The following is a 21,033-nucleotide window of genomic DNA, read 5'->3' on the forward strand; positions in this document are numbered from 1 at the left end:
CGGAAAAACGGAAAAACGGAAAAACGGAAAAACGGAAAAACGGAAAAACGGAAAAACGGAAAAACGGAAAAACGGAAAAACGGAAAAACGGAAAAACGGAAAAACGGAAAAACGGAAAAACGGAAAAACGGAAAAACGGAAAAACGGAAAGGGGTTTGCCGTATCGACGGAAAAAAGGTCTGGACAGGAAGCGCGTGTCAGGGCAGCGGGGTTTTGCGTTTTGTGAGGTAGTCGGCAAGGGTTTTCAGGCTCATGTTGGCGTCGTGAAGCGGCAAGTCGATTTCTTGCAAGCCTTCCCAGAAATGCACACGCGAACAGACGCGGTAACGCCGGCATTCGTCAGGCCGGGCATCATTGCAGGCCAGACAGGCAAAGCGGCCATCGGTGGAACGGAAAATGTCCTGGAGGCGGATCCGGTCGGGCTGTTGCGCCAGATGATAGTGATAAGGCCGGTGGCTGTCGGCTTCGATGAGCGATGCCAAAACGAGCGCTTCGGCAATCACGCGCAGGCTGCCGACGGAAATGTTCTGGCGGGTGGAAATGGCGGTGAGGGAAACCGGCTCGCTGTCGCTGGCGACAGCAAGATCGGCCATCATTTTCAGCGCGTAGCGTTCTTTGGTGGCAATTCTCATGGCCGGCCCCCTTTGCCGCTCAGGCCGGTTGCCGGACAAAAGGGGCCGGCAGGGAAACGGAAAAAACCGTCAGGGCGTTGGGCGTTGGGCGTTGGGCGTTGGGCGTTGGGCGTTGGGCGTTGGGCGTTGGGCGTTGGGCGTTGGGCGTTGGGGATCATTTTATTTCCCTTTTCTAGTTTACCATGATTGGAAAAGGTCATCAATATGGCGGCGGTTTGCTGTCTGATATTATATACGGAAGAGCCCGGTTTTTACCGCCTGAAAGGCCGGGACGTCCATTATTTCCGGATGCTGGAGCCTTATGCCGCTTTAGTGTGGTTTTTTTCCCAGTGAAACGGACGGCAAAACCGGATGAAGCTGAACGATGTCCGGATAGGCGGTATGATGGTTCCGTCACGGGTTGTCAGGTGACGTTTCAAAGCTCATATGTTCCTTTCTTTGCAGCCTCCTTCTTTCGGGAAGGAGGCTTTTTTTGCGGGCGGCTGTCCGGCTGCCGGAAAGGCCCGGGCCGTTATGGTCTGTGGCGGCAAAGCAAAGGGCAGGGTTTTTCCGGGTGCGGGCCGAAGCGTCCGGAAACGTCGTATCCGGTGAAGCGGACACTCCGGCAAAACGGGCTTGCCAGGGCCAAAGCTGCCGGGCCCTGACTATCCGGCAGACGGCAGGGCGGGCGCCTGCCGGGAAGAAAGAGTGGCCGGAATGGCGCGTTCATTTTGCGCCAACACGGCGCGGTCTGGTGTGCCTTTTTCCGGAAAAGCGCCGTATTGGCGGAAAGCAAGGGGAATGCCCGGTCAGCGGAGAGGGGGAAACCGGCTGCGAGACAGCCGTACGGATAAAAGTGACAGGCTTTAAAATGAACGCGTCACATTTCCTGATAAACAGGTTCGCGGCGGGGCGCATTGCCGCCGGTGAGCGCCGGAAAGGCCGGGGTAAGCGGAAAGGGCGGGGGAGCGAAAAGGGCGGGGGAGCGGTAAAAAACAGGCAGGATTGTCCGGTGTTGTCCGGCCGGATGGCGGTTGGGGCGGGGACCGGTTCGGCAAGGCGGGAGAGGCGGCCCGTGCCGGAAGCGGTTTTGCCGGGATGGGGCCGCGGAGGGGAAGGAACCGGCTCGCCGTTTCCTTTTTTCGGACGGAAAGCGGCAGGGTGGGCCGTACGGGTTTACGGAAACGGCAGACCGGCTTGTTTCTGACGGAGCCGGGCGAGGGTTGCCGGTCGTGACCGTAACGGCGAAACGGCAGTTGGCGGGCGACGAAAAAGCCGGAACCGTCCGGGAAAACAGGCGGCCCGGAAAACCGGGGAGAGAAAGGAAAACCGGATGCCGGAGCGCAGGTGAAAACGGAACTTTTCCCGAAGGAAGCGCTGGCGGGAAAGGTTCCGTCTGGTAAGGCCCGGGCCGCTGGAGAAGAGGGGGCTGTCTGTCCGGTCGCTCAGGCGGCTGGCCGGCAGGCCAGCCGGTAGATTTTCTCGCAGTCGTTCCGGTCGAGTTTGACAAAGGAGCCGATGGTGCTGCGGCCGATCTGGAGCTGGTCGAGCAATTGCGGGATGTCGTCTTCCCGCGCGCGGATGCCGGCAAAGTCGGTGGGCATGCCGACCATTTTCAGGAAAGACCGGAAGGCGCGTATGCCTTTGCGGGCGGTGACGTCGGGGTGGTTGAAGTCCATGTCGCATCCCCAGACGCGCACGGCGAGCTGGGCAAAGCGGTTGATGTCGTGATCCATGACGTATTCCATCCAGGCGGGGAAGATGACGGCGAGTGTTGCGCCGTGCGGCGCGTCGTAGAAGGCGGAAAGTTCGTGCGCCAGCGCATGGCTGGCCCAGTCCTGCTCGCGTCCGACGCCGCAGGTGTCGTTATGGGCCAGGGTGCCGGCCCACATCAGGTTGGCGCGATGGCCGTAGTGGTCGGGATGTTTCAGGACCAGCGGCAATTCGTTTTTGACGGTCAAAAGGACGGATTCGCACAGGCGGTCGGTCAGTTCGACGTCCTGGGTGTTGGTGAAGTAGCGCTCAAGCACGTGCGACATGATGTCGGTTGCGCCGCCCGCGGTCGGCAAGGGCGGCAGGCTGGTGGTGAGTTCGGGGTTTAAGATGGAAAATACCGGCCGGATTTGGTCGCTGGAATACGGGCGCTTGAACATGCCGTCTTCCCGGGTGATGACGGTAACGGGCGAGGCTTCGCTGCCGGCGGCGGCGACAGTCAGGACGACGCCGACGGGGAGGGCGGAGGCGGGGAAAGCCTTGCCTTCGAAGAAGTCCCAGAAGTCGCCCTGGTAGGGCACGCCCAGCGCGATGGCCTTGGCGGAATCAATGACGCTGCCGCCGCCGACGGCGAGGATGAAGTCCACTTTTTCTTTCCGGCACAGTTCGATGCCTTCCCTGACCCGTCCGCTTCGTGGATTGGGGCGCACGCCACCCAGCGGGACGGAGGCGATGCCGGCCCGTTCCAGTGAGGAGGTAACGCGGTAGATCAGGCCGGATTTGACGGCGGAGACGGCGCCGTAGTGGATCAGGACTTTCGTGCCGCCCAGCCGGCGGATGCGGTCGCCGGCGTGGTTTTCCTCGCCGCGGCCGAAAAAGAACCGGGTGGGACTGTAGAAGGTGAAGTTGTCCATGATGTTTTTTCTCCCTGTTTTTTTCAATGGTACAGGGGGCGGGCCGGTTTTTGAAGAGGGCGTGGCGGGAAGGCCATGCCGGATGTCTTCGGGAACGGGAAACGGCGGGGCAGGCAGGAGCCGGTTCCGGGCGGCCCGCAAGGAACGGGGAAGGCGGGGACAGGGAAAGGAAAACCGGGCGGCGGCAGTCATGAGGCATGAGAGCGGCTGTGGAGGAAAGGAAACGGGGGTGAACGGCACGGAAAGAAGGGGAAGCAGCCGGACAAGTGACGACAGGCGGACACTGTACACCGGAACGGAAGCGGCCGGGCCGGAGCGGGTTTTGGCCCGCTCCGGTGTGTCCTGATAAGGGGCGCAGACGCCGGTTATGGCGCCGGAGAGGGCGCGGGGCCCGGGCACGACGGTTTTGCCGTTTTTCACGCTGCCCCGCTGACCGAATCCGCCGTCACCCCAAACGGACGCCGCTTCCCGTCGTCTGCCTGCAAAATCGCCAGATTCGCCCGGATATCGTTAATCGAATTCGACGCCCGGTCAGCCCGGCGTTTATGGCCGGGCCGGTCTCGTTGCCGAAGTCGCCGGCAAAATGCTTTTGCCGCTCATAAGCGGGAGCGTGGGCCATTATGCATGCTCCCCTGAAAAAACGATTGTTATCGCGTCCAGTTCTTCAACGGACGCCGCTTTCCCTATCGCTTCGCGCAAGGCCCACTTTCTCGCATAAAGCGCTCTCGCGTTCGCGATGATGTCCAGTTGCATCGTCTTCAACTGGGCCAGCGTCACGTCGTGAAAGCGGTTGTCAAAGGCGCAAAACGGCACGGTTTCCTCTCCGGCCGCTTCCAGGGCGACGATCAGGCTGGTGACGTTGCGGTTGGCGGTTTCGTCGGCATTGATTTCAAAGCCGAGAGAAGAGCGGCAGTGGGCATTGGCCGAGGCTTCGGCAAAGGCAGCGTTCAGTTCGGCCAGCTTTGCGCTTCTCGCTTCGTTTAGCGGCTTTTGCGGGGCGTGCCCTTTTTCGTACCAGTTTCCGTCATGGCCCTGTTCGACTTCATCGTCCCCGTATTCGGCTATTTGCTCCACTTTGTATGGCGGCATGAACGCCAGCGTGTTTTCCAATCTCTTGAGATCGTCGTCGATCAGGACAAATTGGTGGTTTTCTGCTATTCCGTATTTCATGGCTGGCTCCCTTCTGCATATGTAAACACCAATTCCTTGTTCGATAAATTGCTGTAATTCATTGAGATTTGCTGGCCTTTTCTCACTGGAATCATCGCTTTACCGGCGGCTTGTGGTGCAATCGAAACCATAGAACCTATGCCGCCATATACTGCATACAGATTGACATGAGCGTAGTCATTTCCCCCATATCCAATGAACGTTAAATAACCATCGGCTGGAGCTGTCAGCGAGTAATCAGTATGCGGCACTGTTACACTTATACCGGTATCGGATGGCATCGCCAGATTGGCGACCTGTGTCTTGTCGGCTTTGCCGGTCACCTCATTGGCCAGTTCCGTTATGTCGATCAACCCGCTATTGACGGCCGCATCGAAGGCCTTGATGCAGGGGAGCAAGGTCAATGCAGGCGGCTGGACGGTGTCGGAATTGCCATAGATAGGGTTGCCATTAGATAACGAGAATATCTCCCCGCCCAGATCATGAGTATTACTTGGGGAAGTGTTTAAAATAAGGTTATTTTCCCGCCAATAAGTAAACGGGCCGGAACTTGTTGAGCTACCTTTATTGATGCACCCCTCAACTGCTGATACCCCACTTACGTTAGGCAATCCTGCTTCTTTCTTTATCCCCGGTGTCGCGCTGCCTTCGGCAAACCGCCCGATCATGTCCGGCAGATTGAAGGTGGTTTCCCCGTCCCCGGCGCCGAACGTCGTTCCAATCGCCGCAAAAAGGTCGGGATACGTGTCCCGGCCGATAGCCGCGCCGTCACATTTCAGGTAACCGGCCGGCGGCTCAGGCACGGCCAGCCAGTCGATGCTTCCGACCGGAACGCCTCTTTTCATGATGTCCTCTTCCAGTGCCCGTGTCCGGGTCTCCAGTTCCGTCCGGTCGGATTTGCTTGCCAGTTGCGCGTCCAGTTCCGCCAGATCGATGCCCAGCGCCAGCCGCGCCGCTTCCCTGTCGCTGCTGTCTTCCCCCAGCAATTCGCTCAGGTAGTCCCGCAGTTTGCCGAGGGCGTCTTTCATTTCGCCGGTCGTCGTTTTCGGCAGCTTGCTGCCATCCAGCAAGGCTTTTTCCGGTAATCTCGTCATGTCTTCTCCATAAAAAAAGACCCCGCTTCAGGTGAAGGAGGTCTTGTCGGTTTGTGTTTTCCGGTTTTCGGGCGCAACTTGAGCGCCACGGAAGCAGTATAAGACATAAAAAAACATCGGTCAGCTTGTGCACGCCGATTTTTCCGGGCCGCTTGAAAACGGGACAGGCTTCCGTTCCGGAAGAGGCCGGTCTCGCGGGGTTCATGTTGCGTTCAAGGGAGCGGGCGGCCGTTTTTTCCGTTTTGATGGCGGGCGTTTGCGGTCGTATGCGGTTTCCCGATGCGCCGGTAAAGGACTGTCAGTTCAAACGGAAAGGACGTTTTGGCCGCTTGCCTTTTCGGATGGCCCGGAAAGGAGAAAAACGGGAACGGGTCTCTAGCGGGTGAATTGTGTGAAAAAAGTGACGCTGGCGACAGGAAAAATCTTCCGGGAGAGGCGGGAAGCGCCATTTTCTGATGGTATAAATATATACTCTGAACGTTTAAAGTGTTTTTTGCCGGACTGGCCGGCCTGAATTTTTCGGAGATCGCAATGAAATCGAATTGTCTGTCTTTTGCCCTGGCTGTTTTAGCCTCGCTTTGCGTTGCCGGCTGTTTCAACATGCCGACCCCAAGCAGCCAGATAACGGGAAGTTATATTTCCCCTCATAAATACCGCGGGTATAACTGTCAGGATCTGACGGTCGAGGCGTCCAGTCTGGCGCGGCGGGAAAACATGCTGGTGATCGCGCAGGAACAGCGCCTGAAGTCCAGTCAGGCGCAGGCGTTCTGGGTGGGATACGGTCAGGGCGACGGTATCGAGGCGGTGGAACTGGCCAATGTTCGCGGTGAAAAGGAAGCGATTGCGAATGTGATGGGCCGGAAGGGCTGTGACGTGCCGGCCGGTTTGTTAAAGCCGGTACAGCCGCCAGGGGAAACGGGAACGATGGAAACGGCAGGCTGGCCGGAATGAGAAAGAGGGAAGCGGCATGGCCGTTTGGGGGGCGTGCCGCGTCTTTTTGACGGAAAGGGAGAGTGTCCGGTTTTTTTTCTTTTTTCGGCGCGTTCATTGGGGTAGCCAGGGTGAGGGAGAGCGGAAAAAGGCGGGATGCGCGGCAGGAAACACGCTCCTTTTGGGAAAGGGCGGAAGGCAAGGGCCGGTGTCGTGTCCGTTTGTCTTTGGAAAAAATCCGTTTTGTGCCGTTTGCTGAGCCCGGGGAGCGGGAAAGGGGCGGGCGCGCCGATGGCGGTTTGGGTAAAGCGTTTTATGCCCGGACAGGACGGAAAGACCGGTACCCGGCCGGGAAGATCGTGTTCTGCGGTTTGCCGGGGATGGAATGGTCGGGCGGTGTTGGAGACAGGATGAATCAAAAAGGCCGAAAAGGGCGTCAAACCCGCCTGCATGCCGGGTTTTAAGGTTTTGGTAAAAAATGGTGATTTCCGGACCGTTCGGGTGAAAAGCCGGGAAAAACCGCGGGAAAAAGTCGGGAAATCCCGCTTTGGGTCGGGAAAAAATCCCTTGTTAAATCGCCGGAAAATACCCCTCAGACGATTCACAAAGCCTTTTTATCGGGCATGGTGACTGGAAATACTGGCCGGAAACCCGATCCGGTTCATCCCCAAATCAGGCCCGCTGTAGTGGATGTGGCGTCTTCCGGAGTGTCCGTTTGGCGGGCAACACGGGTTTTTGCGGTTGCCGGGCGGTTCGTTTGCCTGTGGAAGGCATCGCCAGAAGATCGCGATGCGTGAATGCGCGCTGAACTGGCGCTTCAGGCGAGCGGGCAGGAAAAAACGGGGAAAAGTGAAGGAGGAAGGCGGGCGGCTACCCGGGCGTACCCGGCGCGCCTTTTCCGGGAAAGGGGTTTTCCCGCGTTTCCGGTTCCGTTTTTCCCGGTTTCCGGCATGAAGCCGGGCGGGCGGGAAAGCTACCCCCGGGCGGCTGTTTTCCTTTTTCAGTTTTCCGTGATGCCTGCCAGTTGCCGGGACAGGAAGGTGGCGCGCGGGTCGGTCATGCCGGTGATGAAGTCCATGACGCGGATGTAGGCCGTGTACAGGTCGTCGGTGGCATGGGGCGCGTGCGTGCCCATCAGCGTCAGCGCCTGTTCCTCGCGGTAGGTCAGCCGCTTGCCGGTTCTGAACTGGTGGCAGGCGGGGATGAAGGTGTCGAGGATACGCTTGTAGAGGGTGTAGGAACCGATTTCCAGCGCGATTTTGGAATGGTTTTTCAAAATGACGTTGAAAAAGAGCGAACGGGCCTTGTCCAGATAGTCGCGGATGTCGTCTTCGGTATGGTCGAGCAGGCAATGGATCCCGTCGCCGTCCATGATGGCGTCGTAGTGGTTTTTGAAGGCGGAAAAAGTCGCCTCGATCATCAGGTCGATGAGCCGCGCGCGGATGAGTCCCGCCCGGCGGCGGTCGGAATCCATCGAGGCCAGCCGCCGGGCGTCGATGCCCAGTCTGCCATAGATGGGATGGATGACTCTGGCCATGTCGGCAAAACCGATGATGCCCAGTTCCAGCGCGTCTTCCATATCGACGATGCAATAGCAGATGTCGTCCGCCGCTTCGGTCAGGTAGGACAGGGGGTGGCGGCGGTAGCGGACGCCGTCTTTCAGGCCCAGTGTGGTGAAGACGGCGTCAAACGTGTCTTTTTCGGACTGGTAGAAGTTGAATTTGGACGAGCCGTCGCCGATGGCGTCGTAGGCGGAACGGGGGTATTTGACGAGGGCCCCCAGGGTCGGATAGGTCAGTCTCAGGCCGCCCCTGTCCTTGTGGTTTTCAACGGCCGTGACGACGCGGAATCCCTGCGCGTTGCCGTCGAAGGATTTGAAGTCGGCTTTCTGGCGTTCGGTGAGTTCGGAGAGGTAGCGGTCGTTGTTGGCGGTGTCGCGGAACCAGTCTTGCAGGGCCGATTCGCCGCCGTGGCCGAAAGGCGGGTTGCCGATGTCGTGGGCCAGACAGGCGGCCTGTACGATCTGGCCGATGTGTTCCGGCCGGATGGCGTCCGGCAGTTCGCCGCGTTCCGCCAGAAAATAGCCGGCCATGATGCCCAGGGAGCGGCCTGCGCTGGCCACTTCCAGCGAATGCATCTGCCGGTGATGGACATGGTCGTTGCTGGCGAAAGGATGGGCCTGCGTCTTGCGGGCGAGCATGCGGAACGCGTTGGAAAACAGGATGCGGTCGTAATCCTGGATGAACGGGCTGCGCATGACGTCGAAGGCGACTTTGGCCGGATCGACGGTATGGTTCCGTACCGGGGAGAGCAGTTTCGTCCACTGGGTCTTGCGGGTTTCGGTGCGGTTTCCGTTCATGGTATCTTTTTCATTCAGGTTGACGATACAATCATTATGTTTCAAAACGGTGACGGTTTCAAAAAAACGGGCCGATTCGCCGCCTTTTTTCCGAAACGGCAAGGCGGCAAAAGACAGGGCCTTGCGGGAACCGTTTGTCGCATGGCCGGGTTTTGCCGCAAACAGGCCAGAGTCTGGAACGATGGCATAAAAATGCTTTGATATGGCTGGAACGGGCATGATTTTTTCGGGAAAAAGCGGGGTGTCTCTGATCTGGACGGAACCGGACGGCCGGTTTTTCCCGCCTGAAAGAGGAAAAGGAGAAACGCATGAAATACGGGCAGGGAGCAAAGGCGATGGTGGCCGCTATGCTCGCCATTTCGCTGGCGGCATCGCCGGCAATGGCCGAGCCGCCGGCCGGCAAGGGCAAACCCGGCAAGGCGCAAAAGCACGGGAAAAAGAAAAACGGCAAGGCGAAAAAGAGGGAAGACGACAGCGTGTCGGTTGCGCTTGTCCATGCCGGTATCGCGGTGGGCGAAGCGCGCCGTCTGGCGCTCGATTGCCGCTGTACGGGATATGGGGCGCTCCCGCCCGGTGTGGCGAAAAATCTGGCCCGGGGAAAACCCTTGCCGCCGGGTATTGCGAAGAAAACGGTTCCGGCAGGCATGCTGGGCCGTTTGCCGCGTCATGCCGGTTATGAATGGCGGGTAGCGGGGAACGATCTGGTGCTGGTGGCGGTGGCAACGGGAATAGTGGCCGATGTGCTGTCCGGGGTTTTCCGGTAGGCACTGGAGAAAAGGAGCGCGTTTTCCGCCGGCCCTGGCGTTTGGGCAGGACGGCGGGGGGTCTTGCCTGTCTGGCTCCGGCATGGGCGTCTGTTCCTCCGGAAGCCGGACGGGTCGGGAAAGCCGCGGGATTGCCGGAAAGGGGGAACAGTATGGCCCGGATGCTACGTAAAACGTAGCAAACGTGTTGTTTAAGGGCTTTCCGGGGACAGGCCGTCTGGCGGGGTTGAGGCTGCTTGTCCGCGTTTTCAGGGGAAAATCCGGCAAACCCGCAAGGGACGTCCCGGTTACGGCTGGGCCGGAAGGGGAAGGTTTTTTTCCGGCAGGCCCGTCTGCCGGTTAACGGGGCGGCCTGGGGAAAACGCGTTCTCCGTCGGGGCTGACCGATGTTTTTTTGTGCCTTATACTGCTTCCGTGGCGCCCAAGTTGCGCCCGAAAACCGGAAAACACCAACCGACAAGACCTCCTTCACCTGAAGCGGGGTCTTTTTTTTATGGAGAAGACATGACGAGATTACCGGAAAAAGCCTTGCTGGATGGCAGCAAGCTGCCGAAAACGACGACCGGCGAAATGAAAGACGCCCTCGGCAAACTGCGGGACTACCTGAGCGAATTGCTGGGGGAAGACAGCAGCGACAGGGAAGCGGCGCGGCTGGCGCTGGGCATTGATCTGGCGGAACTGGGCGCGCAACTGGCAAGCAAACCCGGCCGGACGGAGCTGGAAGAGGAAATCGCGAAAAGAGGCGTTCCGCTCGGAAGCGTGCACTACTTTGCCATGCCTGAGCCGCCGGCCGGTTACCTGAAATGTGACGGCGCGGCTATCGGTCGGGACACGTATCCCGACCTTTTTGCGGCGATTGGAACGACGTTCGGCGCCGGGGACGGGGAAACCACGTTCAATCTGCCGGACATGATCGGGCGGTTTGCCGAAGGCAGCGCGACACCGGGGACGGTGAAGGAAGCGGGGCTGCCGAATATCACAGGGGCATTGAATACCCTTGACAGGGGGTTGCATTGCGCAGCTAACGGTGCTTTTGCTTCGCAATTGGCGGGAACAACCCGGTTTACCGCGCAAACCGATATCCCGGCAGGATCGAATGGATTTACATTTGACGCTTCGATCTCAAACCCCATCTACGGCGCTTCCCTCACCGTCCAGCCGCCTGCGCTGACGCTTTTGCCCTGCATCAAAGCTTTCGATGCGGCCGTGAACGCCTGACGGGTGGAAGGTGACGGCGCGGGAGGGCGGAAAACCGGGTGAAAACAGACGCCGGCGGGCGAGGGCGTTCCCCTGTCCCTTCGGGCGACGGGGCGGTCATGTCGGGGCAGACGTGCCGGAGCGGCAAAAGAAGGCGCCGGTCGGGACGGGTTTTGCCTGACCGGACAGGAAGGGCGGCCTTTCGGGAACGGCCGGTTTTTCCGGTTCAGAGGAGTGCTTGCCGGAAAACCGGTTTTCGCAAGCGGCCTCCTGTTTTGGGCAAACGCGCTGGATAGCGGATGGGACGGGTTCCGGGAAGCGAAAAGGACCGGGACGGAGGAAAAACCGGGTGTCCGGCCGGGATAAGCCGGTCAAGGGAAAGCTGGCATGCCTGCCAGTACAACGGGTTTGGTTTCCGGATGAGCCGGATTTGGTTTCCGGACCGGGTTTTCGCTCACCCTGCCGGATAAAAAGGCCTGTTGAATCGTTTGAAGGCGGTTTTTCAGCTATGGGATAAGGGGGGTTCCCCGATCCAAAGCGGGTTTTTCCGTCTTTTTCCCGCGGTTTTTTTCCGGCTTTTCACCAAAACTGTCCGGAGTCAAGCGGTTTCGCAAAACCGGCAAACCGGGCAGGCAGGCGGGTTTGAGGCTCTTTTTGCCCTTTTTTGTTCATCCGGTTTCTGACCCTTCCCTGTTCCGCCGGCTGCGACAGGGCGATCGGGGGCGCGGAGCGTGAACGGCGTTTTTCAACAGGCCACCGGGTGTGGCCGGTAGCCAGACGTTTGTTCCGCGCGGCGGCTTTCCGGGATTTTGCCGGTTGACGCCTGTGGGTGGCGGATGCGGCGGCGTTTTTCGGCGTTTGCGCGGGCTCGGTTCGGGACGTTTGCGCATACAGGGCCGGGCATTAAACGGGAAGCATGAAAGCGCTGTCCGGACGGGAGGCCGGCAAGGGATGGGGACGTTTGGCCGCCATCGGCGGTAAGGCGGCGACGGGAGGTTGGCAGGCCGGCGGGCGGGCAGGCAGGGAGGGATTGCGGAGCCGTTTCCGCCTGAACGGGGGAGGGCTCCCGTTCCCGCGGAGGGCAGGAGGGAAAACGGGCGGCAGCCCCGCCGGGGCGCGGTTTTCCGCTCAGTACCGCCGTTTTTTCCCGGCTATGACATGAGCGGCGACCAGCGCGAGCAGGATGAGGAAAAGGACGGTGAGGTTGCCGAAGCGGATGTAGGGGGTGGCGCCGCGGGTGCCCTGGACGGTCATGTCGAGTTCGCCGCGGGTGTAGGGGGCAAGCTGCGCGACGATTTTGCCTTTGGGGTCGATGACGGCGGTAGCGCCGGTGTTGGTGGCGCGCATCATCGGACGGCCGGTTTCCAGCGAGCGCATCTGCGAGATTTGCAGGTGCTGCGGCAGGGCGATGGTGTTGCCGAACCAGGCGATGTTGGAAACGTTCAGGAGAAGGGTCGGGGTCGGGTGCCCGGCATGGTATTCGTTTCTGATCTGGGCGACGATTTCCTCGCCGAAGATGTCTTCATAGCAGATGTTGGGCAGGATCCACTGATCCTTGACCCGGAAAGGCTTTTGCAGCGGGTCGCCGCGGGTGAAGTCGCCCAGCGGGATGCGCATGAGGCGGACGAACCACCGGAATCCGGGCGGGATGAATTCGCCGAAGGGGACGAGGTGGTGCTTGTTGTAGCGGTAGCTGAAGAGGCCGGGGTTGTCGAGGTCTTCCGGCGCGATGACGGTCAGGCTGTTGGTATAGACGGTCGCCGTGTCGGCCAGCGGCATGCCCAGCGCCAGATGGGAGAGGCTTCGGGCCGCGTATTGGGACAGGAAGCGGAGATAGCCTTCGGGCAGCTGATGGATGTAGATCGGTATGGCGGTTTCGGGCGTGACGATGAGGTCGGCCGGTTTTTCCGCGATCATGCCGGCATACATTTTCAGGGCGTTCTGGATCTGGTAGGGGGTGAACTTGAATTCCTGCGGGATGTTGCCCTGCAACAGGCGAACCTGTATCGGTTTGCCTTCGGGATGCGTCCAGTCGATGTGGCGCAGGGCCGTCCCGGCGCCGAAGGCCAGGCCAAGGATGACGATGATGGTGGCGAGCGAACTTTTCCAGTGGCCGCGTTCGATGTTGAAGAAGAAGGCGATGGCGCCGGAAACGACGGCGGAGACGAAACAAATGCCGTAAACGCCGGCAACAGGCGCGTAACCGGCAAGCGGGCTGCCGGTATGGGCGTAGCCGGTCACAAGCCAGGGCAATCCGGTGACGATCCAGCCGCGCACCCATTCGGAAAGCGTCCAGAAGGCGGGGAAGATCAGAAGGGCGGTAACAGCGTTTCCGGCGTTCCAGCGTTTCATGAAGAAGCGGGACAGCAGGCACGCGAATCCGGCCAGGATGCCGAGAAAGAGGGCAAGGAGCGCGACGGCGGCGGCGGCGAGGAGCGGGTTCAGGCCGCCATAGGTATGCATGCTGACGTAAAGCCAGTACAGGCCGGAAGCCAGCGAGGCGAACCCGTAGGCCCATCCGGTGAAAAAAGCCCCGCGCGGCCTGCCGGTTTGCAGGGTCAGGCCGGCCAGGATGGCCAGGCAGACGATCTGGAGCGGCCAGAGGTGAAAGGGGGCGAACGCGAATGTCGTGACCGCGCCGCTTGCCAGGGCGATCGCGGGAAAGATCAGGGGGGTCAGTCGGTTCATGAGGGGCCGGTTGCGCTTTCTTCCTTATCGGTCAGTCAAAAAAGTTCCAGCGGTCCGGAAAACCGGACCCTCGTTCCATACCGGGAACCGATACGGGACAGCGTTTACTGCAACAGCTGCTGTCACTCCGACAGCTGGCCGACGCCGCGCCCGGTCACATCGACGTCGGTCGTTCCCGGTTCCTCGTCGTCGTCCATATGCATGGCGCTGGTGCCGGTCAGGTTGAGGTCGGTTTCGAAGTCGTCGATGTCGGTGTCGAGGTAATGCAGGCAGATGCCGGTGTCGTCGGTGTCGCCCAGTTCGACGTCTCCCAGCGGGTCGCGGTACGAGACGGAACCGAAGGCGAATGCGCCTGCCATCTCGTCGCCTTCGCACTGGGCGTCGATATGGTTCATGCTTCTGCCGAAATAGACGGTATCGTCCGGTTCGATGTGGTTGACGCTGGTTCCCGTGAAATCGACGTCGGTTACCGGATCGTCTTCCGGTTCGATATGGTTGACGCTGGTGCCGGTGAAATCGACGTCGGTTGCCGGGTCGTCTGCCTCGTTTTCGATAAAGGTCAGGCAGATGCCGGTATCGTCGGCATCGTGTAATTCGATGTCTTTGTCGGAGTTCATAAAATACCTCGATTGGCTGTAGGTTGGTGGCCTGCTTTTCGTTACCGAACTGAACAGATTGTAACCGTTTTTCGGGTATTTATGTCCTTTTCGCTTTTTTTTAAGGACATTGGAAAAGCCCTTTTTCTATTTTACAGCTTTGCCGGATTTTTTTCCGCGATGGCGGGTTTTTTTTCGACGACAAGGGTATGCAGTTGACGGGCGTCAGCCCGCACGACCTCGAAATGCAGCCCGTCTATATCGAAGGCGTCGCCCTTGTGCGGCACGCGGCCAAGGTGGTTGGCGACGTAGCCGCCGATGGTATCGACCCGGCTGTCGGCCAGTTTCGTCCCCAGCGTCCGGTTGAAATCGTCCATTTCGGTCAGGGCAGGGATGCGCCAGCGGGGGCCGGTTGCGCCCGCTTTCAGGGCGACGATCTTGTCGTCTTCGTCGTCGTCGAATTCGTCTTCGATGTCGCCGACGATTTGTTCGAGCACGTCTTCGATGGTGACAAGTCCCGAGATGTTGCCGAATTCATCGACGACGATCGCCATGTGGTTGTGCGTGTTCCGGAAGTCGCGCAGGAGAACGTTTAGGCGTTTGGATTCGGGGATGAAGACGGCGGGATGGAGGATTTCCCGGACGGAAAAGCCTTCTTCCCGGTAGTGCAGGAGGTCTTTGGCATGCACGATTCCGACGATTTTCTCGGCGTCGCCCTCGATGGCGGGATAGCGCGAGTGGCCGTTTTCCATGACCTCGCCAATCCATTCGGACACCGGCCGGGTGATGTCGATGACATACATCTGGGAGCGGGGAATCATGACGTCGCGCACGGCGGAATCGAAGAGGCGGAAAACGCCTTCGATCATGGAAAGGCATTCGGAATCGATCAGCTTGCGTTCGTGCGCGTCGTGGAGGATGTCCAGCAGTTCGGTGCGGGTATCCGGTTCGGAAGAGATGAAGGAGGCCAGTCTGTCGAGAAAGGTTCTGGCGGGTTTGTTCGTGTTTTGACTGTGTTCAGGGTGCTCGGGCATGGCGTTTTGAAAAGAACTCCTCATGGTTTCAAAGCTATAGGATACACGATTTGCAAAAATGGACAATATTTTGCAATAAATGGCGGTTCGCATGGTAAAGTGGTGCTGTCAACGCTGTTCGTTTTTGAAATAGCGTTGCCGGTGTCTTTTGCAGGTGTAGGGTGAGCGGCCGCAGCCGTTTTGCCGTTTTTTCAGGCAAAGGGTTTCAGACGCGCAGGCCGCTTGGTTGCTGTCGTTTTTTTTACCGGAGTATCGCTATGGTGAACGATGGTCAGACTGAAAATCAGGCCGACATGTTGAAAATGGCGCGCCTTTTGACCGATATGGGGCCGCCTGTACTGGAGTTGCTTGCGCCGAAGGCCGGGGAACGGATTCTGGATCTGGGATGCGGGGCGGGTGTCTGGGCGGAAGAGATGATGAAACGCGGTTGCGAGGTGGTCGGGGTCGATATCAATCCGCAGGCTGTCGCGGCCGCGCGGGAACGGGGAGTGGACGCCCGGCAGGTCAATGCCGAGTCGATGACCTTTCATGACGAGTTCGACGCCGTTTTTTCCAACGCGTCGCTGCACTGGATGCGCCATCCCGGACGGGTGGTGGCCGGCGTGGTCCGCTCGCTGAAGCACGGCGGCCGTTTCGTGGGCGAATGCGGCGAGGAAAACAATGTGAAAGCCGTGGTCGATGCGGTGACCATTGCGTTGGACAAGCGCGGGATCGAGGTGGACAATCTCCACCCCTGGGTGTTCATCACGAAGGAAGACGCGACCGGGATGCTGGAAGCGGGCGGCCTGAAGGTGGAGAAAATGGACGTTATCAAACGGCCGACGGTATTGCCCGGGACGATCGGCCAGTGGCTGTCGGTATTCGCCTATAACTACCTTTCGTCGCTGCATCCCAGGGAACGTGACGAGTTCCTGAATGAAGTGACCGAGTTGTGCAGGCCGAAGCTGTTGCAGCCGGACGGCAAGTGGATCGCCGATTATGTCCGGCTCCGGTTTTATGCCGTCAAACACTAGCTTATGCGCTCACATCCCGCGCGCTGACCATGCCCATGCCGGGCGGACGGCAGCGCTTTGGGCCGTTTCCGGAGCGGCCGTTCTGTGATGGACACGGTCTTTTCCCGGAAGCCGGACAGGGCAGGGGAAGTGAAGCCATTCCGGGGCGCTTTTTCGTGTGCCGGTTGCGATGGTGTCGTTTCCGGGCCGGGCATGCCGGTCGTGAATGGCTCGCGCTGAAGGCGGGGAACGGGTTCCGGAACCGGGGGCGACGGTTTTCCGGCGCGGCGTCTGACGCTTTCGGGCGGCGGGAAGGCCGGAACCGGCACGGGCATGCCGTTCGTGGAAGCGGCGACAGCGCGGGGGCGACGCCTGTGTGATGAATGGCGGGGCGATGCCCCTGGACGGCGGGCGGGTTCGACGCGGTGTTTTCCAATGCCGCGCTGCGCGGGACGCATCATCACGACCGGGTGACCGGCGGCGCTTTGCGCGCCCTGAAAAAAACCGGCGTTTCGTCGCCGAATGCGGGGGCAGGGGCCATATCGGCGGGATTTGGCGCGGGATACGCCGGGCTTTCGCCCGTCGGGAACCGGATTCGGCCGTCTTGCCGCCGTTCTGGCGTTTTGCCGGTGCGCCGGAGAAACGCGGCCTGAACGCGGGGTGTTGTCGTGACAGCCAGAGGGCTGTTGCCCGCCGCCGCGGCCGGCACGGAAGCGGGGTCTCCGACAGGTCCCGGCCGGTGTTTCGGGGAAAGCGCCGTCCGGAAAGCCGGTTCGTCCGGCTATTCCTTGGGAAAGCCTGTTATGGCTTCCGGAATTATAGTTAAATGTTATTAATGGAAAAGGAAAAGTTTCATTGCCGTAGTTTTATTGATACATGTTGCTAATCGGAAATGGGCGGGGAGGAAAATGGCGGTTTTCCGGTTGGCGTCGTGTTTTCCGGCGGCGGTGGAAAAGGAAATGGCGCTCCTGCCGGGAAGAAAAAGCCTTGCGGCAGGATGGCGGTCTGACAGGCGGGCATTGGCGGAAAGCGGCCTGGCAGGCGGAAAAACCGTATGGAGCCGGAACGGCAAATTTTCGGGGAGAGAGGAGAGCGCATGGACAGGCGGGGAAATGCCGCTTGCCCGCCCTGCTCCCAGGTCCGTTTCCCGCGCGGGGAAGAGACCGGCAGAAGGATGTTTGAGGCGGAAGGTATGTTCAGGATGATGAGGGAGGATCGCCTTGTCCGGAACGCGCTTTCACCGGCTGTTTTCAAGAGCCTTGTGCAAGGCGGGAGGGAGGAGCCGGGGGCCGCGAACGGCACGGACTCCGTATTTTTTCAGGGCGTCAAAGGGAAACTGTGCCGGATCATAGCGTTTTTCGAGTTCGATTTTCATGACGTTGCGGATGGTCAGATGCTTATCCCGGTAGTCGTAGGGAAGCCCGGTTTCCAGAACCCGGCACCGGTAGGTGATGGCCGAAACCGGAGACGCCACATAAATGTACACCGTATCGCCGGCGGCAATGCCGGCGCCCTGTTTCCAGAGAATCTGCGGGTTTTCCCGAAACGCCTTTTCCAGATCGAAATACTTGGGATTGGCGGGAATGAGCCATTTTCCTTTTTCCAGAGAGAAACGGGTTCCCTGTCCGGCAAGTGCCCGGCTTTGGGCGACAAGCTCCATGATGCTTTCGTCGGAAAGCGTATCGTCCAGGATAAGGCTTATCCAGTTTTTCCGGTTTGAATGGTAAGCGGGAAAAATCCCTTTCTCGCGGATGAGTTCCGGTATCTTGTCGGCCCCGGCTTTAAGGTTCAGGATTTCCTTTTCGCCGGCTTCCCGGTTTATCCTGAGGCCGTCGATATTCATGACGATGCCATACCATTTTTGGCTGGCCGGATTCCGGAACACGGCATAACCCGGCAGTTTCGCCCACAGATGCTCCGGCGCGTCTCCGTATTTTTCCCCTATCAGGCGGGCGAGCCGGTTGGTCTGCGGAAAAAGAAAAGGGTCTTTGACAAAACAGGTGTCCCGGATTTTTTCAAGGAGTTCCCGGCAGGCTTCGCGTACCCGGCTGACATAGCTTCCACGGTGGCCGGTGATGTGAATGGCAAGGTATTCCTCGTCCAGCGCCCGTTCAAAAAGGCGCAGGGAAAGCCTGCCGTCTGTGGTAACCCGGATATCGGCCCGGAACGTTCCGGCCATGATATCTTCGGAATACGAATAGGCATTGCCGGATTGGGCAAACCCGAAGCAGAGCAGTCTGGCGAAATCCGGATGGGTTTTTTTGAAAACGTCGTCTTCCAGTCTCATTGTCGCTCCCCTTTATCCTGCCGGCTTTTTCCTCCAGGCTTGCGAAACCGGCAACGGCAGCGCGAAAATGCCGGTAGTGTCGCCGCCCTATGGCGGCGGCATTCCGCCATGTTTCCCGCCGGAATTTCCCGGTTTCCGGTTCAGGCAAATGGCCGTCATCATCGACTGGCGGTTTTTGCGGAGGCAGGCCATGCACGGCTTTTTCACCCGTAAAATACCTGAACCATCCCGATTCGGCCTTCCGTTTATTGTACCCTTCCTGGGACCGGGTGCGCGCTGTCCGGAAAAGACAGGTACGGGTGTGACCCGGGGGCGCCGTGACGGCTTCCGCCAGCGCAGCCGGCGGCATGCCGGGCCGTCTTCCGCCGGGGCAGTCCTTGTTCGCTTTTTGCAGGAAAAAAGGGGGTGGGCGGATTCATCCGGTCCGGTTCACCGGCTTTTCCCGCGGGTCGGGCGGGCGCTTCGGCGTGGCCTGTTCCTTTTCCTGTCAGGAATTTGCCTTTGGCCGCTACCGGCAGGGAGGCGGCGGGTGTGGAAAAAAAGCGTGCCGGAAACCGGACGAAATGGCCGGCCCTGCCGGATCGCTGTCGCAAGGCGGGGAAGCGCAGGGGCTTCCGGCAGGCATCCTGCTTGCCGCGCTGGCGCGGTTTTCGGATGAAGCGGTATGTTTTGTCCGGTTTTCCCGGCCAAAGGAACCGGGTTTTGCCGGATACCGCCGGGTTTTGACAGGCAGCCCGGGACGGCTTGTGTTTTATTTGGCCGTATGGCGTTGCCGCGGCTGCCGTGTTGTTGCGCCGGCAGTCCGCTTACAAAAACAACACGAGCAGGGGAAAGGCGTACCCTGCCGTATAGACGGCATTCAGCCGGAGGAGCGGTTTGGGAATGGACGGAAAAGCGACTTTGACGGGAACGTCGCTATAGGCCGTGGTGCCGTTGCCGAGCTGGCCGTTCCGGTTGGCGCCGCAGGCCCAGACGGTGCCGTCTTTTTTCAGGGCCAGAAAATGGTGGTCTCCCGCCGAGATCTCGAGAATGCCGGTCAGCGGAATCTGGCGGTAGGCGGGGGCTTTCCGCGCTTTTTCCGGGGATTGCTGCATCCAGTTCCAGCTCCAGACGGTGCCGTCTTTTTTCAGGATCAGGAGGTAGTCTTTTCCGGCGGAGATGGTTTTGACCTGGTCGATGTTTTTCATCCGGACGGGATGGATTGCCCGGTCCGTCAGGCAGGCGCGGTGTTGCTTGCGGTCGGCGCCCCATTGCCAGAGGGTGCCGTCGGCCGCGACGGCAAAGGATTGCCCCATCGTGTTGGCGATACTGACGATTTTGCGGCCGCCCATCGGGGCGAGATCGACCCGGACGGGCTTGTGGCGCCGGTAGGGAACGTCGGGACAGCGGTTGTCGCCCCATCCCCAGAAGGTATTGTCCTTGTCGATGGCGATGGTGTGGGAGACGGACGAGCTGGTCATGACGACGTTGTCCAGCACTTTCATGGGAACGGACGTGTTCAGCGGCAGCAGGTCGCCACGCCGCATGCCGGGCGCGCCCCATCCCCAGAGGCTGTTGTCTTTCCGGATGGCGAAAGGCGTGGTGTTGCCGGCCTCGACGAGCGTCACCTCGTCAAGCACCCTGACCGGCCGGGATATCCAGGTATCGGTGTCGCCATGTCGGGGCGCGATCTGGCCGAAGTAGTTGTCGCCCCATCCCCAGAGGGTGCCGTCTTTTTTCAGCGCGAACGAATAGCTGATATCGGTCGCGGCGGAAACGGTGTTGACCTTGTCCATGATTTTGACGGGGACGACGGTTTTCGTGCGGCCGTCGGTGACATTGCCCCAGGCCCAGAGTTGCCCCTCGGGATCGACGTAAAGGCTGTGTGTGGCTCCGGCGGCGATGCGGCTGCCGGCCGGTTCGTTGCCGTATGCCGCCGGAACGGACGACAGGAAAAAGCCCGGGAGGACACACAGCGAGAGGACGAGCTTGCGGAACATGATGGCACCTGTCTGTTTCAAATGTCGGGGGAGAGCGGGAAAAACCGCCGGATAAGCGGGCGCGTTTTCTTTCCATGCGGTAAAGAATAGAGTTGCCGGAAAAAAAGGGTTTGCACTTTATCAACATTCCGGCGGCTTGGCCGGGAGGGTTTGGCGCAGTTCAAAAGCCGCGCGAAAAAGGGTGAAAGCGAAAGGCGGCGCCGGACAGGCGTGCCCGCCGTTCCTCCACAGGCAAGCACGTGCGCATGGCTTCGCAAGCTATGCCTTGTATTTTCGGCACCCGCCCGTAAACAGGCCGGTTGCGCACGCCGCCCCAATAAAAAAACGGGCGGCATACCCCGAAAACCCGTGTTGTCCAAAAGAGACATCCGGCCGTGACCGGGCCCAGTCCGGAAATAACCGCTAATACTCGTTAACGGGCCCATATCTTCCCTGACAAATGCCGGGAAGTACGGAGCCAAGTCTATCAAAAATAAGGAAAAAACATCAACGCCGCCGATTTTCCACTCCGTGTTTTCCCGGGAAGCCTCATCAGGAAAAAAACGAAAAGCCATTCAAATCAACAGCTTGCGCCTTTCCAATATCCGCTAACGAGTATTAGCGGACATTGGGAAGAGACAGGCGGAAAAAAAGCGGAACACGAAAAAGGGAGAGCGACAGGGATGAAACAGGGCAATGGCAAGGTGAGACAAAATCAGGGCAAAA

At 59.7% G+C, this 21,033-nt stretch carries 15 protein-coding genes; 5 read left to right on the forward strand and 10 right to left on the reverse strand.

Going from position 1 to position 21,033, the window contains the following annotated elements:
- Positions 1-226, forward strand: a 226-nt coding sequence (locus OFAG_RS14330; RefSeq protein WP_040719817.1) for a hypothetical protein, incomplete at its 5' end; no start/stop codon positions are given.
- Here OFAG_RS14330 and OFAG_RS06565 read toward each other — a convergent pair.
- The 4 genes from OFAG_RS06565 to OFAG_RS06590 form a co-directional block, all read right to left on the reverse strand.
- Complete coding sequence (locus OFAG_RS06565) at positions 198-632, reverse strand: Rrf2 family transcriptional regulator (RefSeq protein WP_005877137.1); 435 nt, start codon at positions 630-632, stop codon at positions 198-200. The two genes, OFAG_RS14330 and OFAG_RS06565, sit on opposite strands and share 29 nt — an antisense overlap.
- Before the next feature lie 1,424 nt (positions 633-2,056).
- Complete coding sequence (locus OFAG_RS06580) at positions 2,057-3,238, reverse strand: iron-containing alcohol dehydrogenase (RefSeq protein ID WP_005877133.1); 1,182 nt, start codon at positions 3,236-3,238, stop codon at positions 2,057-2,059.
- Positions 3,239-3,856: 618 nt separating this feature from the next.
- Positions 3,857-4,408, reverse strand: a complete 552-nt coding sequence (locus OFAG_RS06585; protein ID WP_020994991.1) for a DUF4376 domain-containing protein — start codon at positions 4,406-4,408, stop codon at positions 3,857-3,859.
- Positions 4,405-5,502, reverse strand: coding sequence for a phage tail protein (locus OFAG_RS06590; protein ID WP_005877130.1), 1,098 nt, complete (start codon positions 5,500-5,502; stop codon positions 4,405-4,407). The genes OFAG_RS06585 and OFAG_RS06590 overlap by 4 nt, the downstream gene beginning before the upstream one ends.
- A gap of 531 nt (positions 5,503-6,033) precedes the next feature.
- Between OFAG_RS06590 and OFAG_RS06600 the strand changes: the two genes are divergently transcribed.
- On the forward strand, positions 6,034-6,453 hold the full coding sequence (locus OFAG_RS06600; RefSeq protein ID WP_020994992.1) for a hypothetical protein: 420 nt from the start codon (positions 6,034-6,036) through the stop codon (positions 6,451-6,453).
- Positions 6,454-7,432: 979 nt separating this feature from the next.
- Here the strand turns inward: OFAG_RS06600 and OFAG_RS06615 are convergent.
- The gene (locus tag OFAG_RS06615) at positions 7,433-9,010 is read right to left on the reverse strand and encodes a deoxyguanosinetriphosphate triphosphohydrolase (RefSeq protein ID WP_020994994.1); all 1,578 of its coding nucleotides are present in this window, start codon (positions 9,008-9,010) and stop codon (positions 7,433-7,435) included.
- An 89-nt stretch (positions 9,011-9,099) separates the two neighbouring features.
- On the opposite strand from OFAG_RS06615, the gene OFAG_RS06620 reads away from it, so the two are divergent.
- Together OFAG_RS06620 and OFAG_RS12875 are read left to right on the forward strand one after the other, a co-directional pair.
- Complete coding sequence (locus OFAG_RS06620; RefSeq protein WP_020994995.1) at positions 9,100-9,555, forward strand: anti-virulence regulator CigR family protein; 456 nt, start codon at positions 9,100-9,102, stop codon at positions 9,553-9,555.
- A gap of 504 nt (positions 9,556-10,059) precedes the next feature.
- Complete coding sequence (locus tag OFAG_RS12875) at positions 10,060-10,773, forward strand: tail fiber protein (RefSeq protein ID WP_020994996.1); 714 nt, start codon at positions 10,060-10,062, stop codon at positions 10,771-10,773.
- A 1,107-nt stretch (positions 10,774-11,880) separates the two neighbouring features.
- Here OFAG_RS12875 and lnt read toward each other — a convergent pair.
- The 3 genes from lnt to OFAG_RS06650 form a co-directional block, all read right to left on the reverse strand.
- Positions 11,881-13,440, reverse strand: coding sequence for an apolipoprotein N-acyltransferase (gene lnt / locus OFAG_RS06640; RefSeq protein ID WP_005877121.1), 1,560 nt, complete (start codon positions 13,438-13,440; stop codon positions 11,881-11,883).
- Positions 13,441-13,562: 122 nt separating this feature from the next.
- Positions 13,563-14,057, reverse strand: a complete 495-nt coding sequence (locus tag OFAG_RS06645) for a hypothetical protein (protein WP_005877120.1) — start codon at positions 14,055-14,057, stop codon at positions 13,563-13,565.
- 131 nt (positions 14,058-14,188) lie between these two features.
- Positions 14,189-15,070, reverse strand: a complete 882-nt coding sequence (locus OFAG_RS06650) for an HlyC/CorC family transporter (protein ID WP_040721131.1) — start codon at positions 15,068-15,070, stop codon at positions 14,189-14,191.
- Positions 15,071-15,327: 257 nt separating this feature from the next.
- Here OFAG_RS06650 and OFAG_RS06655 point away from each other — a divergent pair, with 257 nt between their 5' ends.
- Positions 15,328-16,083 (forward strand): class I SAM-dependent methyltransferase, encoded by a 756-nt coding sequence (locus OFAG_RS06655; RefSeq protein ID WP_020994997.1) that lies wholly within the window; start codon positions 15,328-15,330, stop codon positions 16,081-16,083.
- Positions 16,084-17,299: 1,216 nt separating this feature from the next.
- On the opposite strand, the gene OFAG_RS06675 is transcribed toward OFAG_RS06655, so the two are convergent.
- Both OFAG_RS06675 and OFAG_RS06685 read right to left on the reverse strand, forming a co-directional pair.
- Positions 17,300-18,349 (reverse strand): MmcQ/YjbR family DNA-binding protein, encoded by a 1,050-nt coding sequence (locus tag OFAG_RS06675; RefSeq protein ID WP_005877115.1) that lies wholly within the window; start codon positions 18,347-18,349, stop codon positions 17,300-17,302.
- 806 nt (positions 18,350-19,155) lie between these two features.
- Positions 19,156-20,328, reverse strand: coding sequence for an RCC1 domain-containing protein (locus OFAG_RS06685; RefSeq protein WP_020994999.1), 1,173 nt, complete (start codon positions 20,326-20,328; stop codon positions 19,156-19,158).
- Between the last annotated feature and the right edge of the window lie 705 nt (positions 20,329-21,033).

It is taken from the genome of Oxalobacter paraformigenes, from assembly GCF_000158475.2.
GTDB classification, from domain to species: domain Bacteria; phylum Pseudomonadota; class Gammaproteobacteria; order Burkholderiales; family Burkholderiaceae_D; genus Oxalobacter; species Oxalobacter paraformigenes.

Excerpts from the sequence above, each read along its gene's own strand:
- OFAG_RS06565 (WP_005877137.1), bottom strand. The coding sequence starts at position 632 with ATGAGAATTGCCACCAAAGAACGCTACGCGCTGAAAATGATGGCCGAT.
- OFAG_RS06580 (WP_005877133.1), bottom strand. The coding sequence starts at position 3,238 with ATGGACAACTTCACCTTCTACAGTCCCACCCGGTTCTTTTTCGGCCGC.
- OFAG_RS06585 (WP_020994991.1), bottom strand. The coding sequence starts at position 4,408 with ATGAAATACGGAATAGCAGAAAACCACCAATTTGTCCTGATCGACGAC.
- OFAG_RS06590 (WP_005877130.1), bottom strand. The coding sequence starts at position 5,502 with ATGACGAGATTACCGGAAAAAGCCTTGCTGGATGGCAGCAAGCTGCCG.
- OFAG_RS06600 (WP_020994992.1), top strand. The coding sequence starts at position 6,034 with ATGAAATCGAATTGTCTGTCTTTTGCCCTGGCTGTTTTAGCCTCGCTT.
- OFAG_RS06615 (WP_020994994.1), bottom strand. The coding sequence starts at position 9,010 with ATGCCCGTTCCAGCCATATCAAAGCATTTTTATGCCATCGTTCCAGAC.
- OFAG_RS06620 (WP_020994995.1), top strand. The coding sequence starts at position 9,100 with ATGAAATACGGGCAGGGAGCAAAGGCGATGGTGGCCGCTATGCTCGCC.
- OFAG_RS12875 (WP_020994996.1), top strand. The coding sequence starts at position 10,060 with ATGACGAGATTACCGGAAAAAGCCTTGCTGGATGGCAGCAAGCTGCCG.
- lnt (WP_005877121.1), bottom strand. The coding sequence starts at position 13,440 with ATGAACCGACTGACCCCCCTGATCTTTCCCGCGATCGCCCTGGCAAGC.
- OFAG_RS06645 (WP_005877120.1), bottom strand. The coding sequence starts at position 14,057 with ATGAACTCCGACAAAGACATCGAATTACACGATGCCGACGATACCGGC.
- OFAG_RS06650 (WP_040721131.1), bottom strand. The coding sequence starts at position 15,070 with ATGCCCGAGCACCCTGAACACAGTCAAAACACGAACAAACCCGCCAGA.
- OFAG_RS06655 (WP_020994997.1), top strand. The coding sequence starts at position 15,328 with ATGGTGAACGATGGTCAGACTGAAAATCAGGCCGACATGTTGAAAATG.
- OFAG_RS06675 (WP_005877115.1), bottom strand. The coding sequence starts at position 18,349 with ATGAGACTGGAAGACGACGTTTTCAAAAAAACCCATCCGGATTTCGCC.
- OFAG_RS06685 (WP_020994999.1), bottom strand. The coding sequence starts at position 20,328 with ATGTTCCGCAAGCTCGTCCTCTCGCTGTGTGTCCTCCCGGGCTTTTTC.